The 19,754-nt window shown below is 66.8% G+C and carries 16 protein-coding genes; 8 read left to right on the top strand and 8 right to left on the bottom strand.

The features are described from left to right. Window positions 1–12: 12 nt before the first annotated feature. Window positions 13–1,683 carry a hypothetical protein gene (locus tag KEG38_RS24915; protein ID WP_272422389.1) on the bottom strand — a complete coding sequence of 557 codons (1,671 nt, stop codon included), beginning with the start codon at window positions 1,681–1,683 and terminating at the stop codon, window positions 13–15. 742 nt (window positions 1,684–2,425) lie between these two features. On the opposite strand from KEG38_RS24915, the gene KEG38_RS24910 reads away from it, so the two are divergent. Next, window positions 2,426–3,208: a hypothetical protein gene (locus KEG38_RS24910; protein WP_272422388.1), complete on the top strand. Its 783-nt coding sequence runs from the start codon at window positions 2,426–2,428 to the stop codon at window positions 3,206–3,208. Window positions 3,209–3,554: 346 nt separating this feature from the next. Beyond that, window positions 3,555–3,878: a four helix bundle protein gene (locus KEG38_RS24905; RefSeq protein WP_272422387.1), complete on the top strand. Its 324-nt coding sequence runs from the start codon at window positions 3,555–3,557 to the stop codon at window positions 3,876–3,878. A gap of 166 nt (window positions 3,879–4,044) precedes the next feature. On the opposite strand, the gene KEG38_RS24900 is transcribed toward KEG38_RS24905, so the two are convergent. Continuing rightward, entirely contained in the window at window positions 4,045–4,422 is a 378-nt protein-coding gene (locus KEG38_RS24900; RefSeq protein ID WP_272422386.1) for a DUF4189 domain-containing protein, read from the bottom strand. Between the two features lie 325 nt (window positions 4,423–4,747). Between KEG38_RS24900 and KEG38_RS24895 the strand changes: the two genes are divergently transcribed. After that, entirely contained in the window at window positions 4,748–5,881 is a 1,134-nt protein-coding gene (locus KEG38_RS24895) for a hypothetical protein (protein ID WP_272422385.1), read from the top strand. Between the two features lie 122 nt (window positions 5,882–6,003). Here KEG38_RS24895 and KEG38_RS24890 read toward each other — a convergent pair whose 3' ends face one another. Beyond that, on the bottom strand, window positions 6,004–6,543 hold the full coding sequence (locus KEG38_RS24890; RefSeq protein ID WP_272422384.1) for an RNA polymerase sigma factor: 540 nt from the start codon (window positions 6,541–6,543) through the stop codon (window positions 6,004–6,006). 216 nt (window positions 6,544–6,759) lie between these two features. Continuing rightward, window positions 6,760–7,089 (bottom strand): four helix bundle protein, encoded by a 330-nt coding sequence (locus tag KEG38_RS24885; protein WP_272422383.1) that lies wholly within the window; start codon window positions 7,087–7,089, stop codon window positions 6,760–6,762. Window positions 7,090–7,571: 482 nt separating this feature from the next. Between KEG38_RS24885 and KEG38_RS24880 the strand changes: the two genes are divergently transcribed. The 4 genes from KEG38_RS24880 to KEG38_RS24865 all read left to right on the top strand — a co-directional run bounded on the left by KEG38_RS24880 (window position 7,572) and on the right by KEG38_RS24865 (window position 11,114). Continuing rightward, window positions 7,572–8,390 carry an alpha/beta hydrolase gene (locus KEG38_RS24880; protein ID WP_272422382.1) on the top strand — a complete coding sequence of 273 codons (819 nt, stop codon included), beginning with the start codon at window positions 7,572–7,574 and terminating at the stop codon, window positions 8,388–8,390. 201 nt (window positions 8,391–8,591) lie between these two features. Beyond that, window positions 8,592–9,317: a dienelactone hydrolase family protein gene (locus KEG38_RS24875; RefSeq protein WP_272422381.1), complete on the top strand. Its 726-nt coding sequence runs from the start codon at window positions 8,592–8,594 to the stop codon at window positions 9,315–9,317. A 57-nt stretch (window positions 9,318–9,374) separates the two neighbouring features. Then, window positions 9,375–10,202, top strand: coding sequence for an alpha/beta fold hydrolase (locus KEG38_RS24870; RefSeq protein ID WP_272422380.1), 828 nt, complete (start codon window positions 9,375–9,377; stop codon window positions 10,200–10,202). Window positions 10,203–10,850: 648 nt separating this feature from the next. Further along, window positions 10,851–11,114 (top strand): hypothetical protein, encoded by a 264-nt coding sequence (locus KEG38_RS24865; protein WP_272422379.1) that lies wholly within the window; start codon window positions 10,851–10,853, stop codon window positions 11,112–11,114. Between the two features lie 16 nt (window positions 11,115–11,130). Here KEG38_RS24865 and KEG38_RS55600 read toward each other — a convergent pair whose 3' ends face one another. Next, on the bottom strand, window positions 11,131–12,444 hold the full coding sequence (locus KEG38_RS55600) for an STAS domain-containing protein (RefSeq protein ID WP_272422378.1): 1,314 nt from the start codon (window positions 12,442–12,444) through the stop codon (window positions 11,131–11,133). 336 nt (window positions 12,445–12,780) lie between these two features. Beyond that, entirely contained in the window at window positions 12,781–14,040 is a 1,260-nt protein-coding gene (locus tag KEG38_RS24855; RefSeq protein WP_272422377.1) for a GAF domain-containing sensor histidine kinase, read from the bottom strand. Window positions 14,041–14,815: 775 nt separating this feature from the next. Here KEG38_RS24855 and KEG38_RS24850 point away from each other — a divergent pair. Then, a complete protein-coding gene (locus KEG38_RS24850) occupies window positions 14,816–16,855 on the top strand; it encodes an RCC1 domain-containing protein (RefSeq protein WP_272422376.1) in 2,040 nt (679 codons plus the stop codon). A 212-nt stretch (window positions 16,856–17,067) separates the two neighbouring features. Here the strand turns inward: KEG38_RS24850 and KEG38_RS24845 are convergent, their stop codons facing one another. Together KEG38_RS24845 and KEG38_RS24840 are read right to left on the bottom strand one after the other, a co-directional pair. Further along, window positions 17,068–17,445 carry a hypothetical protein gene (locus tag KEG38_RS24845; RefSeq protein ID WP_272422375.1) on the bottom strand — a complete coding sequence of 126 codons (378 nt, stop codon included), beginning with the start codon at window positions 17,443–17,445 and terminating at the stop codon, window positions 17,068–17,070. A gap of 623 nt (window positions 17,446–18,068) precedes the next feature. Beyond that, on the bottom strand, window positions 18,069–19,745 hold the full coding sequence (locus KEG38_RS24840; protein WP_272422374.1) for an N-acyl-D-amino-acid deacylase family protein: 1,677 nt from the start codon (window positions 19,743–19,745) through the stop codon (window positions 18,069–18,071). Between the last annotated feature and the right edge of the window lie 9 nt (window positions 19,746–19,754).

Below are 19,754 nucleotides of genomic sequence, written 5' to 3'. Positions count from 1 at the left end.
GTCGCAGGACGGCTACGGCGCGAGCTTCGCCAGGACGAGCTCCGCCGCGCCGCCCGCGAGCGGGCCCTGGCCGAAGTCGACCGTGCCGGAGACCAGGGCGCCGAGGAAGACGCGGCCCGCGGCGTCGGTCGCGACCGCGGTGATGGCCTGATCGTCCTTGTCGCCATAAGCCGTGGCCGAGAGGACGTTGCCCGCCGTGTCGTACCGCGCGAGGAATGCCTCGGACGCGGAAGCGCCGCCCTGCGCGTTCAGCGTGATCCCGCCGAATTGCGCGTCCTTCAGGAAGCCGCCGCCGACGACGAAGCGGCCCCCCGCGCCGATGGCCACGCCGCCGGCGGTGTCGGCCTTCGAGCCGCCCATGATCACGCTTTTCACGTGGTTGCCGCTCGGCGAGAGCTCGAGCAGGAAGACGTCGAGGTTCTGCGCGGTGTGCGCGCCGCCGCCGAAATCCACGGTGCCCCGCACGATTCCGCTCACGATCGCGTTGCCCGCGGCGTTCACGCGCACCGCATAACCGCGCTGCGGATCCATGTCGCCGTATCGCTTCGCATAGGTGACGCCGCCGTTCGGATCGAGGCGCGCGACGAACAGGTCGAAGCCGCCGGCGCTCGTGAGCGTGGTCCCGCCGAAGTTCACCTCGCCACGAAAATCCCCGGTGAACACGGCATTGCCGCCCGCGTCGACCGCGATCGCGCGGCCGTTTTGCTCCTCGCCGTCGCCGTAACGCTGGGCGCGCACGGGGTTTCCGTTGCTGTCGAGCGTGAGCACGAATGCATCGAAGCTCCCGGCGCTCTCGAGCAAGCCGGTGCCGAAATCGACGCCGCCGGAGAAGCTGCCGGTCACGAGGATCTCGCCCGTCTTCGTGACGGCGACGCCGCGCGCGATCTGGTCCTCGCTGTTGCCGAAGCGCCGGCTCCACATGTGGTCGCCGCTTTCGCCGTCGTACTTGGCGACGAATACGTCGTAGCCGCCCGCGCTCTGGAGCGAGTTTCCGCCGCCGACGCTCATCTGCCCGAGGAACTCGCCGATGACGACGACGTTGCCTTGCGGGTCCTCGGCCACGCTCCACGCGGCTTGATCCTCGGCGCCGCCGAGCCTGCGGCTCCAGAGGTGCTCGCCCGAGGCGCCGTCGAGCTTGGCGACGAACGCGTCGTAGCCGCCCGAGCTCGTGAACGTGTTGCCCCCAAAACTCAGGGTGCCAGGAAAACGACCCACGAGGATCGGGTGGCCGCCGGCGCCGGCGATGAGCCCGAGGCTCTCGGCCGCGCCGAAGCGTCGGCTCCAGAGGTTGTCGCTCCCGCACGTTGGTGTGGCGCCGTCGCAGTCCTCGTCTTCCGAGGTGGCGCAGTCCTCCTGCGAGGGCAGGACCTCGCCATCGCAGGGCCCGAAGCCCGTGCCCTCGGCGTTGCAGGTGCGGGTTCCGCCCTGGCAAACCCCGATGCCCTCCGTGCCGGCGGGGCCGCCATAACAAGCCTCGGTCGTGTTCGGTACGCACGACGTCGCGCCGCCGGGGCCGTCGCTCCCGCCGCCGCCTTCGCCGCCGCCCGCGCTCGCGCCCCCCACACCGCCGCCGGTGCCGCCGGCGCCCTTCGTGGTCTCGGTCGTCGATTCTTCCTCCCCGCAGCCGTACGCCGCGAACACGCCGATGAGGAGCGAGATGGTCGCAAGACGGGACGGTTTCATAGAGGGTCAGAATAAGACGAATGCGCCAGCTAGCGATATCGCAAACGATGCGGATCCGAAGGAGAGCAATAAACCGTCTTGCGCTGCCGCTGCGTGGCGTGCAGGCCGGTCAAAATGGTGACGCGGGGCGGGCGGCGTCGCGCCGGGGCGCTGCCCCGGGCCCCGCGGGGGCTATTCGCCCCTCGACCCGAACCAGGGCAAGCCCTGGACCATTTGGGGAAGAACTGCGCGATGCGCAGTTCTTCCCACAGGCCAGTGGCAAGACCGGGAAGGTGTGTTGCACGCTGGCGGGATTTGAGCTCATCCTCCGTGTCGAACCGAGCCCGGAACGTTCCCCTCGACCTTCTCCCAGGAGGAGGAAGCTCCCCGGGGCGTTCCCCTCCACCTTGGCCTCGAGGGAGGAAGCAGCCGGGAACGTTCCCCCCATTCTCCTCCCCAGGGGAGGAAGCATCTGGGAACGTTCCCCCCGTTCTCCTCCCCGGGGGAGAAAGTAGCCCGGAACGTTCCCCCCGTTCTTCTCCCGAGAGGAGGAAGCAGCCAGGAACGTTTCCCCCGTTCTCCTCCCCAGGGGAGGAAGCAGCGGGGAACCTTTCCCCCGTTCTTCTCCTCACGGGAGAAAGCAGCCAGGAACGTTTCCCCCGCTCTCCTCCCGTGGAGAGGAAAGAATGAGGAACGATTCGACCGTCCACACCTCAAGCGTTCGTGTTGTCGATCACGGAACACCCTGTTAGGTTGCGGACGCATGGCCAAGCTCGACCAGATTCCGCGCGCCGAGAAGCGCGACATCGCCAAGAAGATCAAGGACAACCTGAGCGCGCGGGCCGCGAAAGGCCCTCCGGAACCCGCGCTGGATGCGTATGTCGCCGAGTGCACGGACATCGTCGACGCGCTCGACGCGCACGTCACGGGGAACGTGCTCGCGCAGGCGGAGCGCACCGCACGGCTCGCGCAGCTCGCGGCCGCGGATGAGGCGGTCGATACCTGGTATCGCCATCTGGAGAACTACATCGGGGTCGAATCGCGGCGCCGCGTGAGCCCGTACGCCCTCCATGCCGCCGCCGTGCACCAGGCCGCGTTCCCGGATGGCCTGGCGCACGTCGATGACCCCATCGCGGATGAAAACCGGATCTGTCGGGACGCGTTGCTCGCGCTCCGCGCGCCCGAGCACGCCGCGACGCTGGCGGCGATCGAATTGCCAATGATATGGCTGGAGCGTTGGGAGACGGCGCTCGACAAGAGTGATGCCCTGCTCGCCGAGGTGGAGAAGGCTCGGACGGACAAGCGCGCACACGTCGGCGCGGGCCAAGACGCAGAGACGGAGTGGGTGGAGCTGATGGTGCGGCTCAGGCGATACGTGTCGAGCCGGGCCAAACGATCCGATACGGCGAGGATCCAGGAGGGCAAGGCGCTGCTCGCACCGCTGCTCGATGCCATGGCGAGGCTGCGCGCCGAGGCCGCCGCACGCGCGACGCGGAAAGAGAATGGGAAGCAGGAGACACCCCCAGCGGAGGGGACGCAGGGCTGAGAGTCGCTGCCGCTGCCGCTGCCGCTGCCGCTTCCGCTTCCGCTTCCGCTTCCGCTTCCGCTTCCGCTGCCGCTTCCGCTTCCGCTGCCGCTTCCGCTTCCGCTGCCGCTGCCGCTTCCGCTTCCGCTTCCGCTTCCGCTTCCGGGACGCGCCTTCAAGGGCGCTCTCGTCCGGGGTCGGCCAGCATGCCCGCGTGCTCGGGTGGCGCAAGGCCAAGCCGTGCTCACCGTACTCGCGCTTCGCGCTCCGTGCGGCTGCGCGCGGTGCGAGGCTTCGCCTCGCAGCCTTGCACCACCCTCCGCGCGCGGGCCCGGGGTCAGGGCCCCGGTCGGGGCAGGAGGAAGCAATGGCTCTCAAAATCTACAGCGTCACGATCGAAATGCTACGGCGGCTGCGGCCCATCATCGAGAAGATCGGCGGGAAGGATGCAAACCTGGCGGATCAGCTACGGCGCGCCGCCACAAGCGTGCCGCTGAATCTGCACGAGGGCGCGTATTCGCAGGGGCGGAACGAAAGGGCGCGGTGGCACACGGCCATGGGATCCGCGGCCGAGGTGCGCGCGTGCTTGGATGTAGCGGAGGCGCTCGGGTACGTGGAACCAGTCGATGATGGGCTACGCGATGCGCTCGACCATATCATCGCCACCCTGCACCGGCTGGCGCGGCGGTGATGCGTAAAGCGGGCCGTCCTTCGCCGGGCGGCCCGCCACGTTCACGGGAGCGGGAGCGGAAGCGGGAGCGGAAGCGGGAGCGGGAGCGGAAGCGGAAGCGGAAGCGGAGGCGGAAGCGGAGGCGGAAGCGGTCTAGCGTTTCTACCCCCTACCGCGAACATCGTTTTCAGCGTGACGTGCAGAAGGTTGCGACCGTCTTGCAGCCGGAGTCGGTTTGACTGCACACCTTTATTGCTGCTGCCTCCGCCGCTTGCTGCGTCGTCTCCGGGTTGCTGCCAAACGCCATCGGCTTCGTGCCTTGGGCGACGGAGACGCACGCGTTCTTGAACCAAGCGACGGCACCGCCACAGTCGGGCTGTCCGCAGAGCGCGGTCGCGTCTTTCTGCGCCTGCTCCTGGCTTGCGCGATCGACGACGCCTCCGAACTTTCCAGTCGAAGCCGAGATGGCGACTGCCCCGTACTTGTCACCGCCTTTACATGCGACGAGCAATACAGGGATGCAGATGAGCGCGAGCGAGGTCGAACGAACGAACGAGATAGTCATGAGTGTGCTTCTCCTTGTGGGATGCGAGGCTTCAAATAAAGGGACACGGCACCCAGGACAAATAAACCAGGATTTCCGCCTCCTCGGGGGCGTGGCACGCTTCCCGCGCGGCGGTCAACCGTGTCTGCGGTGGCGTGCGGGCCACCGAAGCGGAAGCGGGAGCGGAAGCGGAAGCGGGAGCGGAAGCGGGAGCGGAAGCGGGAGCGGAAGCGGGAGCGGAAGCGGAAGCGGAAGCGGAAGCGGGAGCGGAAGCAGAAGCGGTCTAGCGTTTCTACCTCGCTTCCGCGTCCAGGCTCCGCACAAGCTCCGTCCCCTTGTCGCCGCCTTGAAAACGTATATTGTCGATCGGGTGAAAAAGACGGGCCTCCTCGCGCTTTCCATTGGCATCTTGGCTTGCGGCCCGAGCGTCGAAATCACCGAAGCGGCTTCCACCGGGGCTCGCCCTCGCCCCGATGCATGCACTCCCGGTGCGGCTCCGAAGCTCGCGTCGATCGACCGGGAGCAGCTCTCGCCGCCGCCTGCACCGGTGGGCTCCATGGTCCTCGATCCCAAAGCGAGCCGCGCGCTCATCATCGGCGGCATCTCGCTGAATGGCGGTGGTCCTGCGAAACAGATCTCGGCGCTGGACCTCGCCTCGCTCGAGCACCACATCCTGTCGCTCAAAGGCGATTCGGTCGAGGTGCCCACGTTCGCCGCGGCGATATGGGATCCCGAAAATGAACGCGCCGTCGTCATCGGCGGCACGGCAAACACCGCTGATCTGGCGCAGGTCTTCGCCGTACGTGTCGAAGGGGACGCGGCGATCATCGATCAACTCCCCGAGTTCCCGATCGGCTCTGCCTGGGCTCCCGCCGCCGCATACGATCCAATTGGCAAAAGGGTCCTCGTTACAGCGCTCATCTATTCAGACGATCCAGCGCTCGCGCTACCCTATCGCGGGACCTACGCGCTCGACCTTCGGCCAGGCGCCGAGAGTTGGTCAACGCTCGTTCCGGGGGAGGCCGGTCCGCCGGCGCCGCAGCCGGGCGAATTGCGGCAAATGGCTTATGATCCCGCGCTCGATCGGATGGTGATGGTGCGGAGCGGGCAGAAGCCTGGGCCGGCTGACGCGTGGGCGCTCGACCTTCAAAACCCGACGTCATGGATAGGTTTGGCGGGGACGCTCCCTGCTCTCCCCGTGTCGACGCCGTCGCTCCTCTGGGACGAGGTCTCGTGCTCGTTTCTCTCGTTCACGCGTACCCCGAACGCGTGTGGCTTCGACGCTTGGGCGATCGACGCCGCTGCCACGCTCTTCGCACCAAGCCCCCTCGGCAGCGCCATGTTTGGTCCCGGTGGGCCCGGATATGGCAACGTCTTGCTCGATGCCCCTCGAGATCGGCTCCTGATCCTAGACGGCGGCGATTGCACTGCCGAGAGTAACTTCCTAAAGACTGTCGAGATCGTCGGAATCGATCGATAGTCGCTCGTACATAAGCGCTTCGGCCGCTTGGTACCCGCGTATCACGGCGGCGGAAGCGGAAGCGGGAGCGGAAGCGGGAGCGGAAGCGGGAGCGGGAGCGGGAGCGGGAGCGGAAGCGGGACTTACGCGGGCGCGAGCATCTCCAAACGCTTTCGGGCGAGACGCAGGCGCCCCTCGACGGCCTTCGCCTTGATGTCGAGCGACGTTGCAATCTCGGTGATCGATTGCCCCTCCAGGAACGGTATCACCGCGGCCCGGAGGCGTGGACCAATCTTCTCCAGGAATCGCTTGAGCCGAAACACACCATAGATCGCGTGCAGATGCGTCTCCGGCGTGGTCCGGTCCTCCTGCTCAGGAAGCTCTTCCGCGCAGCCAACGAGCACTTCACTCTCGCGTCGCACGAGCCTTCGGTGATTGCGCGCATGGTTGAGCCCGATCAGCGCGAGCCACGGGCGAGCCTGCTCCGGCGTGACCAGGCACGAGAGGCGACGCCATACCGTGATGAAGACCTCTTGCAGGACATCCTCCACGTCGCAAAGAGGGACGGCCTGGACAAGAAGAAGGCGGCGCAGGAAAGCGCGGTGTTCGAGGTAAAGGCGGCCGAGCAAGGCGTGCGATGCCGAGAAGTTTGCCGGCGGAGGATGGAGATGTAGGGTTGTCATTAGCTCATGACTCCGTAGCTCCGGGGTTGTGGGTCAGACGCCGGTCGGTGGTAGGTACACCGGCTGGCGTCGCTTGTTTTGTCTCATGGATTGCGGCCCGAGGCAATTGGAAAAGTGCGGATTGGTTCGTCGGGGGAGTCGCGGGAGAACCCACGCTGAAAGTCCCTCACCCCCAACCCCTCTCCCGTCCCGGGAGAGGGGCGAGGGAGGCTTCTCCTACGACGCGCGGCGGTAGACGAGGCGGCCCAGGGTGGCGATGACGTGGTCCATGCGATCGAGCATCTGCGCATCGACCGGGCCGATGTAGCGCATGGCCTGGGCGACCTGGACGCAGGCCAGCACCTCACGAGCGGACCCGAGAGCCGTCTGATAACGCTGTCGTTTATGCCCGGCCGTATTCCCGGCACCTTCCGCCGTATTGAGAGCGACGCTATGCATGGCCCGACGAAGTTGCCGAGCGAGATCCGAATCCCTTCGTTCGATCTGCTCCGCGATACCCGCCGCGTCCCCAGCCATGGCCAAAACGACCTCGAAAATCCTCAGCATGACGAGACCCTCCGCCCGACGACCCAATCGCCGGGACCCTCGTCCCACACCGTCGCGCGGAGCGCTCTTCAAGGCTGCGCAGCACCGCGCGGAGCCGCGCGGAGCGCGAAGCGCGAGCACGGTGAGCACGGCTTGGCCTTGAAGAGCGCGAGCACGACGGTACGATCGCCGTCCCCGAGCGGGATCCCCTGAACCCCGCTCCCGCTCCCGCTCCCGCTTCCGCTTCCGCTCCCGCTTCCGCTCCCGCTTCCGCTCCCGCTCCCGCTCCCGCTCCCGCTTCCGCTCCCGCTTCCGCTCCCGCTCCCGCTCCCGCTTCCGCTTCCGCTTCCGCTTCCGCTTCCGCTTCCGCGCTCCACCCCGAGATCGTCCGAACGGAGGGGCACAGCACCCGCCTTTGGTGGGGTTTCCTCCGCCGATGATTCCGGCCATAACCCGCGCCCCCGAGCGCGTGAGCAACGCGAGAGCCGGAAGGGATGTTCGAGATGAAGGAAGAGACGTTCGAGGGTAAAGGTGGGCTGAAGATTTTCATGCGCTCGTGGCGGCCGGGGACGCCGCGCGCCGTGGTGGTGCTGGTCCACGGCTTCAAGGCCCACAGCGGCCTGTACGAGTGGACGGCGGAGCAGCTCGTCGAGCATGGGTTTTCGGTGTTCGCGCTCGACCACCGCGGGCATGGGCGCTCGGAGGGCGAGCGGCTCTACGTCGACAAGTTTTCCGAGTACGTGGAGGACGTGCACACGCTCGTCGGCCTGGCGAAATCGCGCGAGCCCGGGCTTCCGGTGTTCCTGCTCGGGCACAGCGCCGGTGGCGTGATTTCAAGCGTATACACGCTCGAGCACGGCGAGGAGCTCGCGGGATTCATCTGCGAGAGCTTCGCGCACGAGGTGCCCGCGCCGGATTTCGCGCTGGCGATCCTCAAGGGCCTCAGCCACATCGTGCCGCACGCCCACGTCCTGAAGCTCGACGACGACGGCTTCTCGCGTGACAAGAGCTTCGTCGAGCGGATGAAGAACGACCCGCTCATCGAGCGCGCGGGGTACCCGACGCAGACCGTGGCCGAAATGGTGCGCGCGGACGAGCGACTGAAGCGGGAATTCCCGATGATCACGCTGCCGGTGCTGATCCTGCACGGCACCGAGGACCGGGTGACATTGCCGCATGGCAGCCAGCTCTTCCACGAGAAGGCCGGATCGAAGGACAAGACCCTCAAGCTGTACGAGGGGCATTTCCACGATCTGCTGGCCGACGTCGGCAAGGAGGGCGTGCTGCGCGATATCGTCGAGTGGATGACGGCGCGGATGTAGCGCGCAGCTCACGTGGGCCGCCGCGCCGGGGCGCTGCCCCGGACCCCGCGGGGGCTATCCGCCCCTCGACCCGGACCAGGGCCAGCCCTGGACCTTTGATGGAAAAACTGCGCTTCGCGCAGTTCTTCCACAGGTCGGTGAGTAAACCGACCGATGTTTTAGCTGCCTTGCAACCCATATTCCGACCGGAGAAGCACGCACATGACTACATCGACCTGGCATGACGATCCCGAACATGTGTTTCGCATCCGCTCAGCAGAAGGCAGCTTCGACGGCTACCTGGCGCGACCGGCAGCCGTGGCGGCACCGGCCATCGTCGTTCTGCATGAAGTCTTTGGCGTCAATGTGGACCTTCGTGCCACTTGCGACGAGCTTGCCGCGGCAGGATTCATCGCGATCTGCCCGGAACTGTTCTGGCGCCAGGGGGAGTCGCACGTGGACCTGTCCGTTCAATCCCAACCCGACTGGGAGAAGGGCCTGGCCCTTTACAAGGCGTTCGATATCGACGCTGGCGTGCGCGACGTCGAAGCGACGATAGCCGCTGCGCGCACGCTCACGGGAGCTACGGGACGCGTGGGTGTCATGGGTTTCTGCCTTGGCGGGCTGCTCACCTTTCTCGCAGCGGCGCGCACGCGCGTGGATGCAGCGGTCGCCTTTCACGGTGGGCGTACCGAGGAGTTTCTCGGCGAAACAGCGGACATCGACGGACCGTTGCAGATGCACCTCGCCGAAGAGGACGAGTTCATCCCGAAGAAAGCGCAGCGAGAAATCGCGGAGGCCCTCGCGGGAAACCCGAAGTTCGAGGTCTTCAGCTATCCGGGTTGCCGTCACGCGTTCTCGCGGCACGGCGGAACGCACTTCAATGCCGAAGCCGCGCGCCTCTCCCGTGCCCGCACGCTCGAGTTCTTCCACCGCGAACTGGCGTGACGCGCACTCGCACACGTTCAGATTCCAGCCATCCCATAAGACCGAGGAGTCCACATCATGAGCTTCGTACGTACCAAAGACGGCACCGAGATTTTCTACAAGGACTGGGGCAGCGGTCAGCCGATCGTGTTCCACCATGGCTGGCCCTTGAGCAGCGATGACTGGGATGCGCAGCTCATGTTCTTCCTCTCGAAAGGGTTCCGCGTGATTGCGCACGATCGGCGCGGGCACGGTCGGTCCTCCCAGACGTTCAGCGGCAACGAGATGGATACGTACGCTGCTGACGTCGCCGCGCTGGCGGAACATCTGCAGCTCAAGGATGCCGTCCACATCGGACACTCCACCGGCGGCGGCGAAGTGGCGCGGTATGTCGCGCAATACGGTGGCGGCGGGCGTGTCGCGAAAGCCGTGCTCATCGGAGCCGTGCCTCCGGTCATGGTGAAGAGCGAGAAGAATCCCGGCGGGCTGCCCATCGAAGTGTTCGATGGATTCCGGGCTGCGCTCGTCGAAAACCGCGCGCAGTTCTATCGCGACGTGCCCTCGGGCCCGTTCTACGGCTTCAATCGGCCCGGTGCGAAAGTGCTGCCGGGTGTGATCGACAACTGGTGGCGGCAGGGAATGATGGGCGGCATCAAGCCCCACTACGATTGCATCAAGGCGTTTTCCGAAACGGATTTCACCGAGGATCTGAAGAGGATCGAAGTCCCGACCCTCGTCATGCACGGCGACGACGATCAGATCGTTCCGATCGCGGACTCGGCATTACTGGCCATCAAGCTCCTCAAGCGCGGGACGCTCAAGGTCCACAAGGGCCTGGGTCACGGGCTGTGCACGATCAACGCTGATGTGGTCAACGCAGACCTGCTGGCGTTCATCCAGGGTTGAGGTCTCGTGCGTGCGGCACGCGGCCTGCGCTGCGTGTCGCACGCCCCCCTCCGCCCTGGCGGCCGCCACGCCTGGCAAGGCCCATCTGGCGCACAACCCGCCCGCCTTCCCAAAAGCGGTACCCAAACAGATCTCGCTTGCGGCTTCCGCTGCCGCTCCCGCTTCCGCTTCCGCTCCCGCTCCCGCTGCCGCTCCCGCTCCCGCTCCCGCTCCCGCTTCCGCTTCCGCTTCCGCTGCCGCTCCCGCTTCCGCTTCCGCTCCCGCTTCCGCTTCCGCCCCCGATCGGCGAGGCTAACCGGCCCGGAAGGCGTTCCCTCTCCTCCTCACGATGGGCATACTCGTGTGGGGCTGTATTCCGGAGGCAAGCGAGGCGACCGTGTACATGGCCTGCCGGGGCGAGGGAGAGGCTTGCGCGGACGGTTCGCAGTGCTTGGTCCTGGTGTGCTGCCATGGCGCGCAATGCGCAGAGGAGTGCGTGGAGGACAGCGATTGCCCCGCGCTCGATGGGTATGAGCCCGTCTGCCAGATCTTCACGAACGGACGCTACTGCGCGCTCCGTTGCGCCGGCGAAGACGCGCCCTGCCCTGATTCATTGTCGTGTTCGCACGTTGATAAGCGCGACGGCACGTCGAGGTTTTTGTGTCTGTGATGCGCGTGCTGTTGCTTGCGCCTGCGCTCGCGGTGGCGGGCTCGAGCGTTGCTTGCGGCGGCCGCTGCCAAACGGACGTCAGAGAGTCGACGTTCGAGCTTGCGCCGGACGAGCTGGATATGGAGTGCGAAGAGATTTGTGCCGAGGCGCCCGAGGACGGCTGGGCCTTCGACGGCTGCTCACGCACCAAACCCGGCGTCGACCCGCCCATGGTCACGTGCACGTTTTCACTCGAAACGTGCGACAGCGGCGGTGGATTCTGACCGCGATCGCGGGCCGTCAGCACTTCGCAGGCCGCTTCACCGATTGCACACACTCACGCAATCCCGCGCGGAAGCTGCGGCGTGTGTTCATTGCTGACAAATCGACCCCGAGCTCGACGAGCGCTCGGGCCACGGCGGGTCGAATGCCCGTGAGCATGCAGGAGGCCCCTAAAAGGCCCGCTGCCTGTACGATCTGGATGAGATGATCGGCGACCTGCGTGTCGACGATGGGCACGCCCGTGACGTCGACGATGACGAATTGGGCGCGCTTCTCGACGACCGCCGAGAGCAATCGCTGCATGATCTCGGCTGCGCGCTTGGTGTCGATGAGCCCGATGATGGGCAACGTGAGGACATCGTCCCAGACTTCGAGGACGGGCGTGGATAACTCCTGGATGATGTCGCGTTGGCGGACGATGACCTCGTTTTGCTCTCGGACCACCTGGAGCTGCTGCTGGAGCTCCTGGTTGTAGGCTTGGAGCTCGAGCGATTTGCGTATCTCCAGATCTTCCGCTTGACGGCGACGCACGAAATCGCCGAGGCGTTCCGCCAGCACCTTGAGGAGGTGTCGCTCCTCCTTCAAGAACGGCCCTTCATCGCCAGGGGGCCTCTCTTCGAGGTAAAAGACTTCCACGGTGCCGATGGCTCTGCCATCGATCGCGATTCGTTGCGACTGACGAAATGGCCCTTCTTCAAACGATTCCGAGACGAACGTCTGGCCCTCGCAGACGATGCGGGCGCGCGTGATCTCCGGGTATTGAAAAGCTGGCGGGATGCTCTCGACAATACCTTGGAAAACCTCCTCCCTGGAGGCGGAATCGTCATGAGTCATCTCGGAGACATTGTAAAGACAATGGAGCTCCTTGACGCGCTCATCGATGCGATGCTCCACTCTCTTTTGACGTAATCGTTCGCCCACGACCTTTGCGACGGCGTTGATGAAGCGCGGCTTCCATGCCTCCGACGTTTCGTCCCCCTGCGACGGAAGATCGCGCGCATAAAACACCTCCACGACGCCGACGTGCGTGCCGTCGGCGATGACCTCGCAGAACTGCCGCCAAGGTGTCTCGGAAAAACGCGGGGTTTGAAAAGAGCGCCCTTCCAGGACGATCCTGGCGCCGACGACCTCCATGCCCTGCGATCCCGTCGATACAATCTCGAGGATGCCGTTCAGTTTGTCCTCCAGGCCCTTCTCGGCATCCATCGCGGTGCTCGCGACCCGATAAAGGCACTGAAGCTCGTCCTCGCGCGCAGCGAGCTCGCGACGCGCCCGCTCGAGGTCCTGGGAGAGCTTTGCGAGCTCCGTTCGGACGTCCCCACCCTCATTCACACGCACTCCCTCCCCGAGCTCTCGATCCCCGGAACTGTGGATCGTTTGCCCAGACTGCCATGTTCCGTTTGCGAGGGAAACCAGAAACGCAAGCGCGCGGCGATCACGGCGACGAGCGACGCGTACCCTGCAGGACGACCTTGCTCCACGTCCGCACGGACCGCCAAGGTCGCCCCGATGTCGCGTGGCCTCCGAAGCCTCTCGTTGCCCCTCTCGGCCCCCGTAGCAGTCGTGCTCAGCGCGTGCGCCGGAAGCATGGCGCCGGGAGCTGCGGCGCGTGCATCCACGGCCGAACCGATGACGCTCGTCGAGTTTCGGCTCGAGGACGTGCCATCATCACGCGATCGGCAGCTCGATCGTGAAGCGCGAGCCCTGCCCGAGCTTGCTCTCCACCCTTATCGATCCGCCGAGCGCCTCGACGATCTGGCGGGCGATGTACAGCCCGAGGCCCAGGCCGCCGTAGTTCTTGGTCGGTACCCCACGCTCGAAGCGTTCGAAGATATGCGGCAGCCGATCGGGCGCGATGCCGATGCCTCGATCGGCGACGGTGAGCCAGGCCTTGCCGTCGAGGACCGAGAGCTCCACCTCGATCGGCTGACCCGCGCCGTACTTGATGGCATTGTGGACCAGGCAGGTCAAAACCTGCTCCAGCCGCGCCCGGTCCCAGAAGCCCACCACGGGCCCGTCGATTCGCCATAACAAAGGGCTGCGCACCTGCGCGAGCTCCGTTTCGAAGCGCGCCGTCACCTCCCGGGAGAGCGCCACGAGCTCGACCTCCTCGCGGTGCAGCTCGAGCTCGCCGGCCTGGATCCTGCTGACATCGAGCAGATCCTCGACCAGCCGCTCCAGCCGCCGGCATTGCGCCTCGGCCCGGACGAGCAGCTTCGGGGTCCCCGAGGGGCTCTTCTGCGCTTCGCGCAGCAGGCTTTGGAGGGTGAGCTTCTGGCTGACAATGGGGGTGTGGAGCTCGTGGGAGGCGACATATAAGAAATCGTCCCGGAGGCGGAGCGCCGATTCCGCGGTGGCGCGGGCGAGCTGCTCCTGCTCGATCGCCTCGGTGAGCGCGGCCGTGCGCGCCGCGACGAGCTCCTCCAGGCGCTTCTTGGCGAGGGTCTCGGCGGAGAGGCGGGCGTTGTGCTGCACAAGCGCACGCAGGTCTGCCTGGACCACATCCCGAAACTGGGTAATCAGCCGCTCGTACAGCAAGCCGTAGCCATTTCGCTTGTCATCGAGCACGCAGATGGTGCCGAAGATGTCGCCGCCGGGCCATTCGATCGGCAATCCGAGGTAGGAGACCATGCCACGCTCGAGCTGCGCGCTCGCCGCCCAGTGCTCGTCCGCCAGAGCGTCCGGGATCAAGAGCGGCAGGCGGGTGCGCAGCACGGCCTCGCAGTAGAGGCCGGCGCGGACGCGAACCCGCTCGTCGCGTCTGAACGGGTTGCCCATCGATTCGCTGGTGACGAAGACGACGAGGTCGGGCGCCTCGAACCTCACGACCATAGCATTGGGCACGCGCACGACTTCGGCAAGGAGATTCACAATTTCCTGCCATTTTCCGATCATGCCGTCAGGTATCGGGAGAGCTGCCTCGCTCATGGAGTGATCCGGCACCATCCGAGGAATCTATCACGCCGAGGCCCGTCGTCGTCATCATCCCACGCGAGCGTGGATCTCGGAACCCTGGAGGCAATCGGCATCACGAAAGTCCAACATCAGGACAACCCCCCAGGGTTGTTTTGGCTGGCGTCTTCGTCAATTGAGCAGGCGTGCGAGCTGTGATTGGCTCGGCACCCGCAGCGACCATGGCGATCACTGTAAAATCGTCAGCTCTCGCCTTCCTTTCCGCAGGAGCGCTGCGACCCCGAGGGCTGCGCTGTCGAGCACGCCGCGCCGAGCACCCGGGGGGCTCCCATGATGACCGGAGGGATCATGCGAATACGCCCTTCGTCCTCTCCATGGCTCAGAAACGGTACACAAGCAGATTTCGCTTGCCGCTTCCGCTGCCGCTGCCGAATTGCTGCGGCGGCTGCGGCCGGTCATCGAGAAAATCGGCGGGAAGGATGCCCTCTCGCGCCCGCGGGGGCCGGGTGCATCGCTTGCACCCGAGGCCGTCCAAGGGCGCATGTTGCGTGCTTCTTCTCTTTCACACGGCGCTGTTGCGCTCTTGATGCTCTTGCTGTCTGGTGTTCACGCATGCGGTGACGCCGGCTCCAGTGACGCCTCCACTCAACCCGCCACGGGCGGTGGCCCCGGAGCGGGCGGTTCTGGTGAGAGCGGTGGCGCTGGAGGCCAGGCAGGCGCCGGGGGACAGGGCGGCGCCTCGGGAGGCGCTGGCGAGGGCGGAGCTGGGGGCGGAGGCGGACAGGGAGGGATGCCCCCGAGCGTCCGTGGCAACACGGTGGCGACGGGTCCCCATTTCAGCTGCGCCATTGACGGCAAGGGGCGGATCGTATGCTTCGGGATGACGGGGCTTTGGTGGCTCGACGAGCAGAGCGCCACCCCGCAGGTGATCTCTCCAGACGGCGTCGTGTTCGCGTCTCTCGCGGCCACCTCGCGCGGGCTCTGCGCGCTGGATGAGGCAGGGGGACGGTGGTGCTGGGGAGAAGGGTATTTCGGGGAGGTGAACGGCCAGAGCAGTGAAGTCGACATGAAGAAAATGGACGAGGGCTGGCAGCAGATTTCCCTCACCCTCAGCGGTGGCTGCGGCGTTCGCGCGGCGGACGGCGCGCTCTGGTGCTGGGGGGCTGTCGGGTTCGACGAGCCGCAGGCTTCACCGATGACGCCGACCGTGCAGAAGAGCGGGCCTTTCCTCGAGGTCGTTCTCGGCAGCGCCTCCTCGGGGAGCCGGGGCGCGGCGATCCAGGCGGACGGCAAGCTGTTGACCTGGGTGCGCCAGAATCAGGGGATACCGGGGGCATACGAGAACCTGGCCCCCGAGGGGAGCTGGGTAGACGTCGCCACGCAGTGGCAAAACACCTGCGCGATTCGCTCAGACGGCACGCTCTGGTGCTGGGGAGAGAACGACTACGGGCAGTGCGGGCTCGGTCATCACGCGAAGGTCCTCGCGCCGACGATGGTGGGCAGCGCGAATGACTGGAAGGCCATCCAGATGGGCCACTTCAGCGCCTGCGGCGTGCGCGGCGATGGCGATCTGTATTGCTGGGGTTGGAACCGCTTGGGTCAGCTGGGCGTCCCCGTGACCCCTTCCACCGTCGTCGTCCACGAGCCCACGCTCGTCCTCCAGGGGGTCCCCGCGGACGGCTGCGACACGGAGGGCACGACCTCGGACTTCGCAAACAACCTGGCCCACTTCACCGGGCATGCTTGCGCGCGTCGCTCGGCGGATACCGTGGCCTGCTGGGGCGATGGTGCTCGCGGCCAGCTCGGCAACGATTTCACCGGCAAGACACCGAAGCTCCCGACGCTCATCCCCGGCGGCGAAGCGTTCTCGGGGATCGCAGGCGCCAACCTGCTTCGCAAGCCGGACGGCAGTGTATGGCGCCTCGGGCGCTTTGCGGTGCAGCCGCAGACCTCCTACGCCTCGGACAGCGAGGACGTCGACGTGTTCTCCCAGGTGCCCATCCCCGTGGCCAGCGGCGTCAGCGAGGCTGGTTTACCGGAGGGCGGCGATCTGTGCGCGATCTTTGACGATGGATCGCTTGGCTGCGTCGAGCACAGCTCCTCCTACGATTGCAACAAGGAGGCGGCAGCGGTCTGCGAGTTCGCTTTTGTTCCCGTCAATAACGACAAGGACTGGGTTCGCGTCGCGTCGAACCCTCAGTATTCGACCCAGGTCTGCGCGCTCAAGGCCGACGGATCGATCTGGTGCAAAGGCTCTCTCTCGGGCGATGGCACGGGAGCATACAGCCTGTCGATGGTGAAGGTCGCCGGGGGCCATACCTGGCTCGATCTTTCCTCGACTTTGGACTTTGCCTGCGGCGTGCGCGCCGATCATTCGCTCTGGTGCTGGGGGAGCATGGATTTCAAGAAGATCCCGGCGCCCGCGCAGATCGGCCTGGATACGGACTGGAGCGACGTGAGCGGCCGCTGCGCTCGCAAGCAATCGGGCGAGCTCTTCTGCTGGGATCAGTTCGGCAAGGGTTTCTCGTCGATCGGGAGCTGCGCCTCGTATTCGAGCGGGAATGACGTGGTGTGCTTCGTCAAGACAGACGGCTCGCTGTGGTGCGACGGCGACAATACGTACGGTCAGGTGGGTATCGAGGGCGAGCCTGTCCCGGGTAATCCTGTCCGCGTGGGCCAGGATTCCGACTGGAGCGTCGTCAGCGTCGGCGAGCGCTCGACCTGCGCCTTGAAGACGGGCGGCGGCCTGTGGTGCTGGGGCGTTGCCGACGGGCGCACCGGTAGGCCCGCGAGCTACAGCGATGTTCCGGTCGAGGTGACTCTCCCCTGAGCGTCCGGAGGGGCCTCGCCTGTCCCTGCGGCGGTCCTCGGAAGCGGCAAGCGGCAAGCGGGAGCGGAAGCGGGAGCGGAGGCGGAAGCGGAAGCGGAAGCGGAAGCGGAAGCGGCGTCGGCAAGCGGGCTCTGTTTGTGTGTACCGCTTGTCGCAGTCTGAGAGGCGTGGCGCTCGGCGAGCGAGCGTCAGCATCTCGGTCCACGCGACGACTATTCGACCTTCTCCACCACGAACCGCATTACGCCCGGCGCTCCGCGCTCCTGCACTTCCCGTCCGGTCACCTTCGCGGTCGTGCGGCCGCCCAGATCGAACTTCTGGGAATCGAAATAGACCGCTCGCGAGCCCGAAGGGTCCGTCAGCTCCACCTCGTCGAGCTCGACGGAGCCGAGCTGCTTGGCGTTGAGGGCCTTGTTCACCTCGTCGATCGCCTTCACGCTTCCGGTCACGATGCAGATGTTGTCGTTGTGGAAGGTCTCCTTCACCGTGCACGGCTTCGCCGACGGGCGCATGAGCCATACCACGACCCCCGCGATGGCGAGCATCACCGCGAGGGTCGCGTACTGAACCGGCTTCGGGAGCGGCTTCACGGCGGGCGGCGTACCTTCGGGCGGGGGCGTCGGCATCGGTCAGGTCTGGATCAGAAATCCTGAAGCACCAGCTCAATTGGGCGCTCGTGTCTCGAATTGGGCGGGCCCCCGCATCCAAGGGGGCCCCGCACCTATCTGTGCCGCCTCATCGCTCGAAGAAGCTTGCCCACGGCCTCATGGGCCGTGCGAGCCGCGCTGGTGGCGTCGCTTTCGGTGACCAGTCCAAAGAGCTGTGCCGCTGCCTCGTGGGCAACGGACGCGGCATCGAGGTCGCCTGCCGCCGCTGCCGTCACCTCGCCCTGTAGGAGCACGGGCAGGAGGGGCCGGCCGGGATGCCCCAAAGGGCGGCCAAGAGGTCCGAAGTGGCACCAACGCGCGCAAACAGCGCCGAGCCGTCATTAGCAGGATGCAAATCCCGCGGGGTACGCCGGGTCAGGGGTGACGGAATCGGAAGCGGAAGCGGAGGCGGGAACGCGAACGCAAACGCAGGCGGATCACGCGAGCGCGAGCATCTCCAAACGCTTTCGGGCGAGACGCAGGCGACCATCGACGGTCTTCGCCTTGATGCCGAGCGACGCGTTTGCGTTTGCGTTTGCGTTGCCGCCTCCGCCTCCGCCTCCGCCTCAGCGTCGATTCGCCCCCGCAAACCGGAGCGCCCGCCCCCCGCGCCCCGCCGTCGCCTTCCCCCCCTCGCGCTCGACCACGCCCCCGACGACCACGAACCGCATCCCCTCGGCCAGCCGATGCGGCGCTGTGAACGTCGCGCGCTCGTGGATCTCCCCCGGCGAAAACACCAGCAAATCCGCCCCGCACCCGTCGCGCACGCAGCCACGCTCGCCTTCGAGCCCAAGCGTGCGGGCGGGCAGATCCGACATCTTGCGCACGGCTTCTTCCAGGGAAACGAGGCGCTGCTTTTCGACGAGCTCCTCGATCACCCGCGCAAACGCGCCAAATCCGCGCGGATGCCGGCCGCCGCCCCCGCCGTCGGTGCCGACCATGACGAAAGGATCGACGAAGAGGCGCGCCACGACGGCCTCGTCCATCACGAAGTAAGCCGCCTCGGCGCCGTCCGGGCCGACGTCGATGAGGATGTCCTCGAACGGAACTCGCCGCGCCGCGGCAACCTCTTCGAGCGTCCTTCCTGCGAATGCGCCCGTCCCGAAAAGCATCGCCTTCGGACCGTTGCGTTTCTCCACGCGGGCGCGAAGGAATGCGGCGAGCTCGTGGCGGCGGCTGCGCACCGCGTCGGCATAGGAGGACGGCGGGCGCGCGAAGTCGGGAAAAAGGACGGCGGTGGAGGTGTAACTCGCGGTGTACGGATACAGGTCGGCCGTGACGGGCAGGCCGAGGGTGCGGGCTTTTTCGATGCGGGCGAGCAGGCGCTCGGCGCGGGCGGCGCCGCGGCCGAGGACGATTTTCAGGTGCGCGATGTGCGCGCGGGCCTTGGCCTTGCTGCACATCTCGAAGAGCTCGTCGAGCGAGGATTCGACGCGGTCGTCGTCCTCGCTGCGGAGGTGGCTCATCACGACGCCGCCGCGCGCGCCGACAGGCTCGGCGAGGGCGACGAGCTCATCCATCGAGGCGCCGCGCCCCGGGTCGTACTCGAGGCCGGTGCTGAGGCCGAATGCGCCGTCGTGCAGGGCCTGGGCGACGAGATCACGCATTCGCTGGAGCTCGGCGGGCCTCGGCTTCGTATGGAGGGCGGCGCCGACGAGGCTACGGACGGTGCCGTGCCCGACGAGGGCCGCGACGTGGACGCGCGGCTTTCCAGCGTCGATTTTCGCGAGCCAGGGGCCGATGCGCGTGGCCGGGCTGCGACCGTCCTGGCCGACGACGAGCGTGGTGACGCCCATGGCGAGCGCGTACTCGACATCGCCGAGCGGTGCGCCGTGGGAATGGGCGTCGATGAAGCCGGGCGTGACGACGGCGCCCGTGGCGTCGATCGTGCGCTCGGCGCGCACGGAAGGGTCGACGTCGCCAACGAAGGCGATGCGATCGCCGCGGACGAGGACATCGGCGCGGCGACGCGGGCCGCCCGAGCCGTCGATCACGTGGCCTCCGCGGACGGCGAGACGAAACACCTCGTCGGAGCGGAAGGGCGGAGGCGGAGGCGGAGGCGGCGGCGCAGGCGGGAGCGCTTGCGGCGGCGTCGACGTGAGCGGGAGCGTGTGCGGTGGCGGAGGCGCGGGCGGCGGCGCCTCGGGAGGCGGCGGGGACGCGGGCGGCGGCGCGGGGCTACAGGCCGCGAGCAGCGCGAGGAGCGGGAGAGCGGGAAGGAGATGCTTTCGCAGGCGCGACATCGCGGGGGC

It is taken from the genome of Polyangium jinanense, assembly GCF_028435265.1.
Lineage (GTDB): Bacteria > Myxococcota_A > Polyangia > Polyangiales > Polyangiaceae > Polyangium > Polyangium jinanense.
Note: the sequence above shows the minus strand (reverse complement) of the source record. Positions and strands in the feature narration are given on the sequence as shown.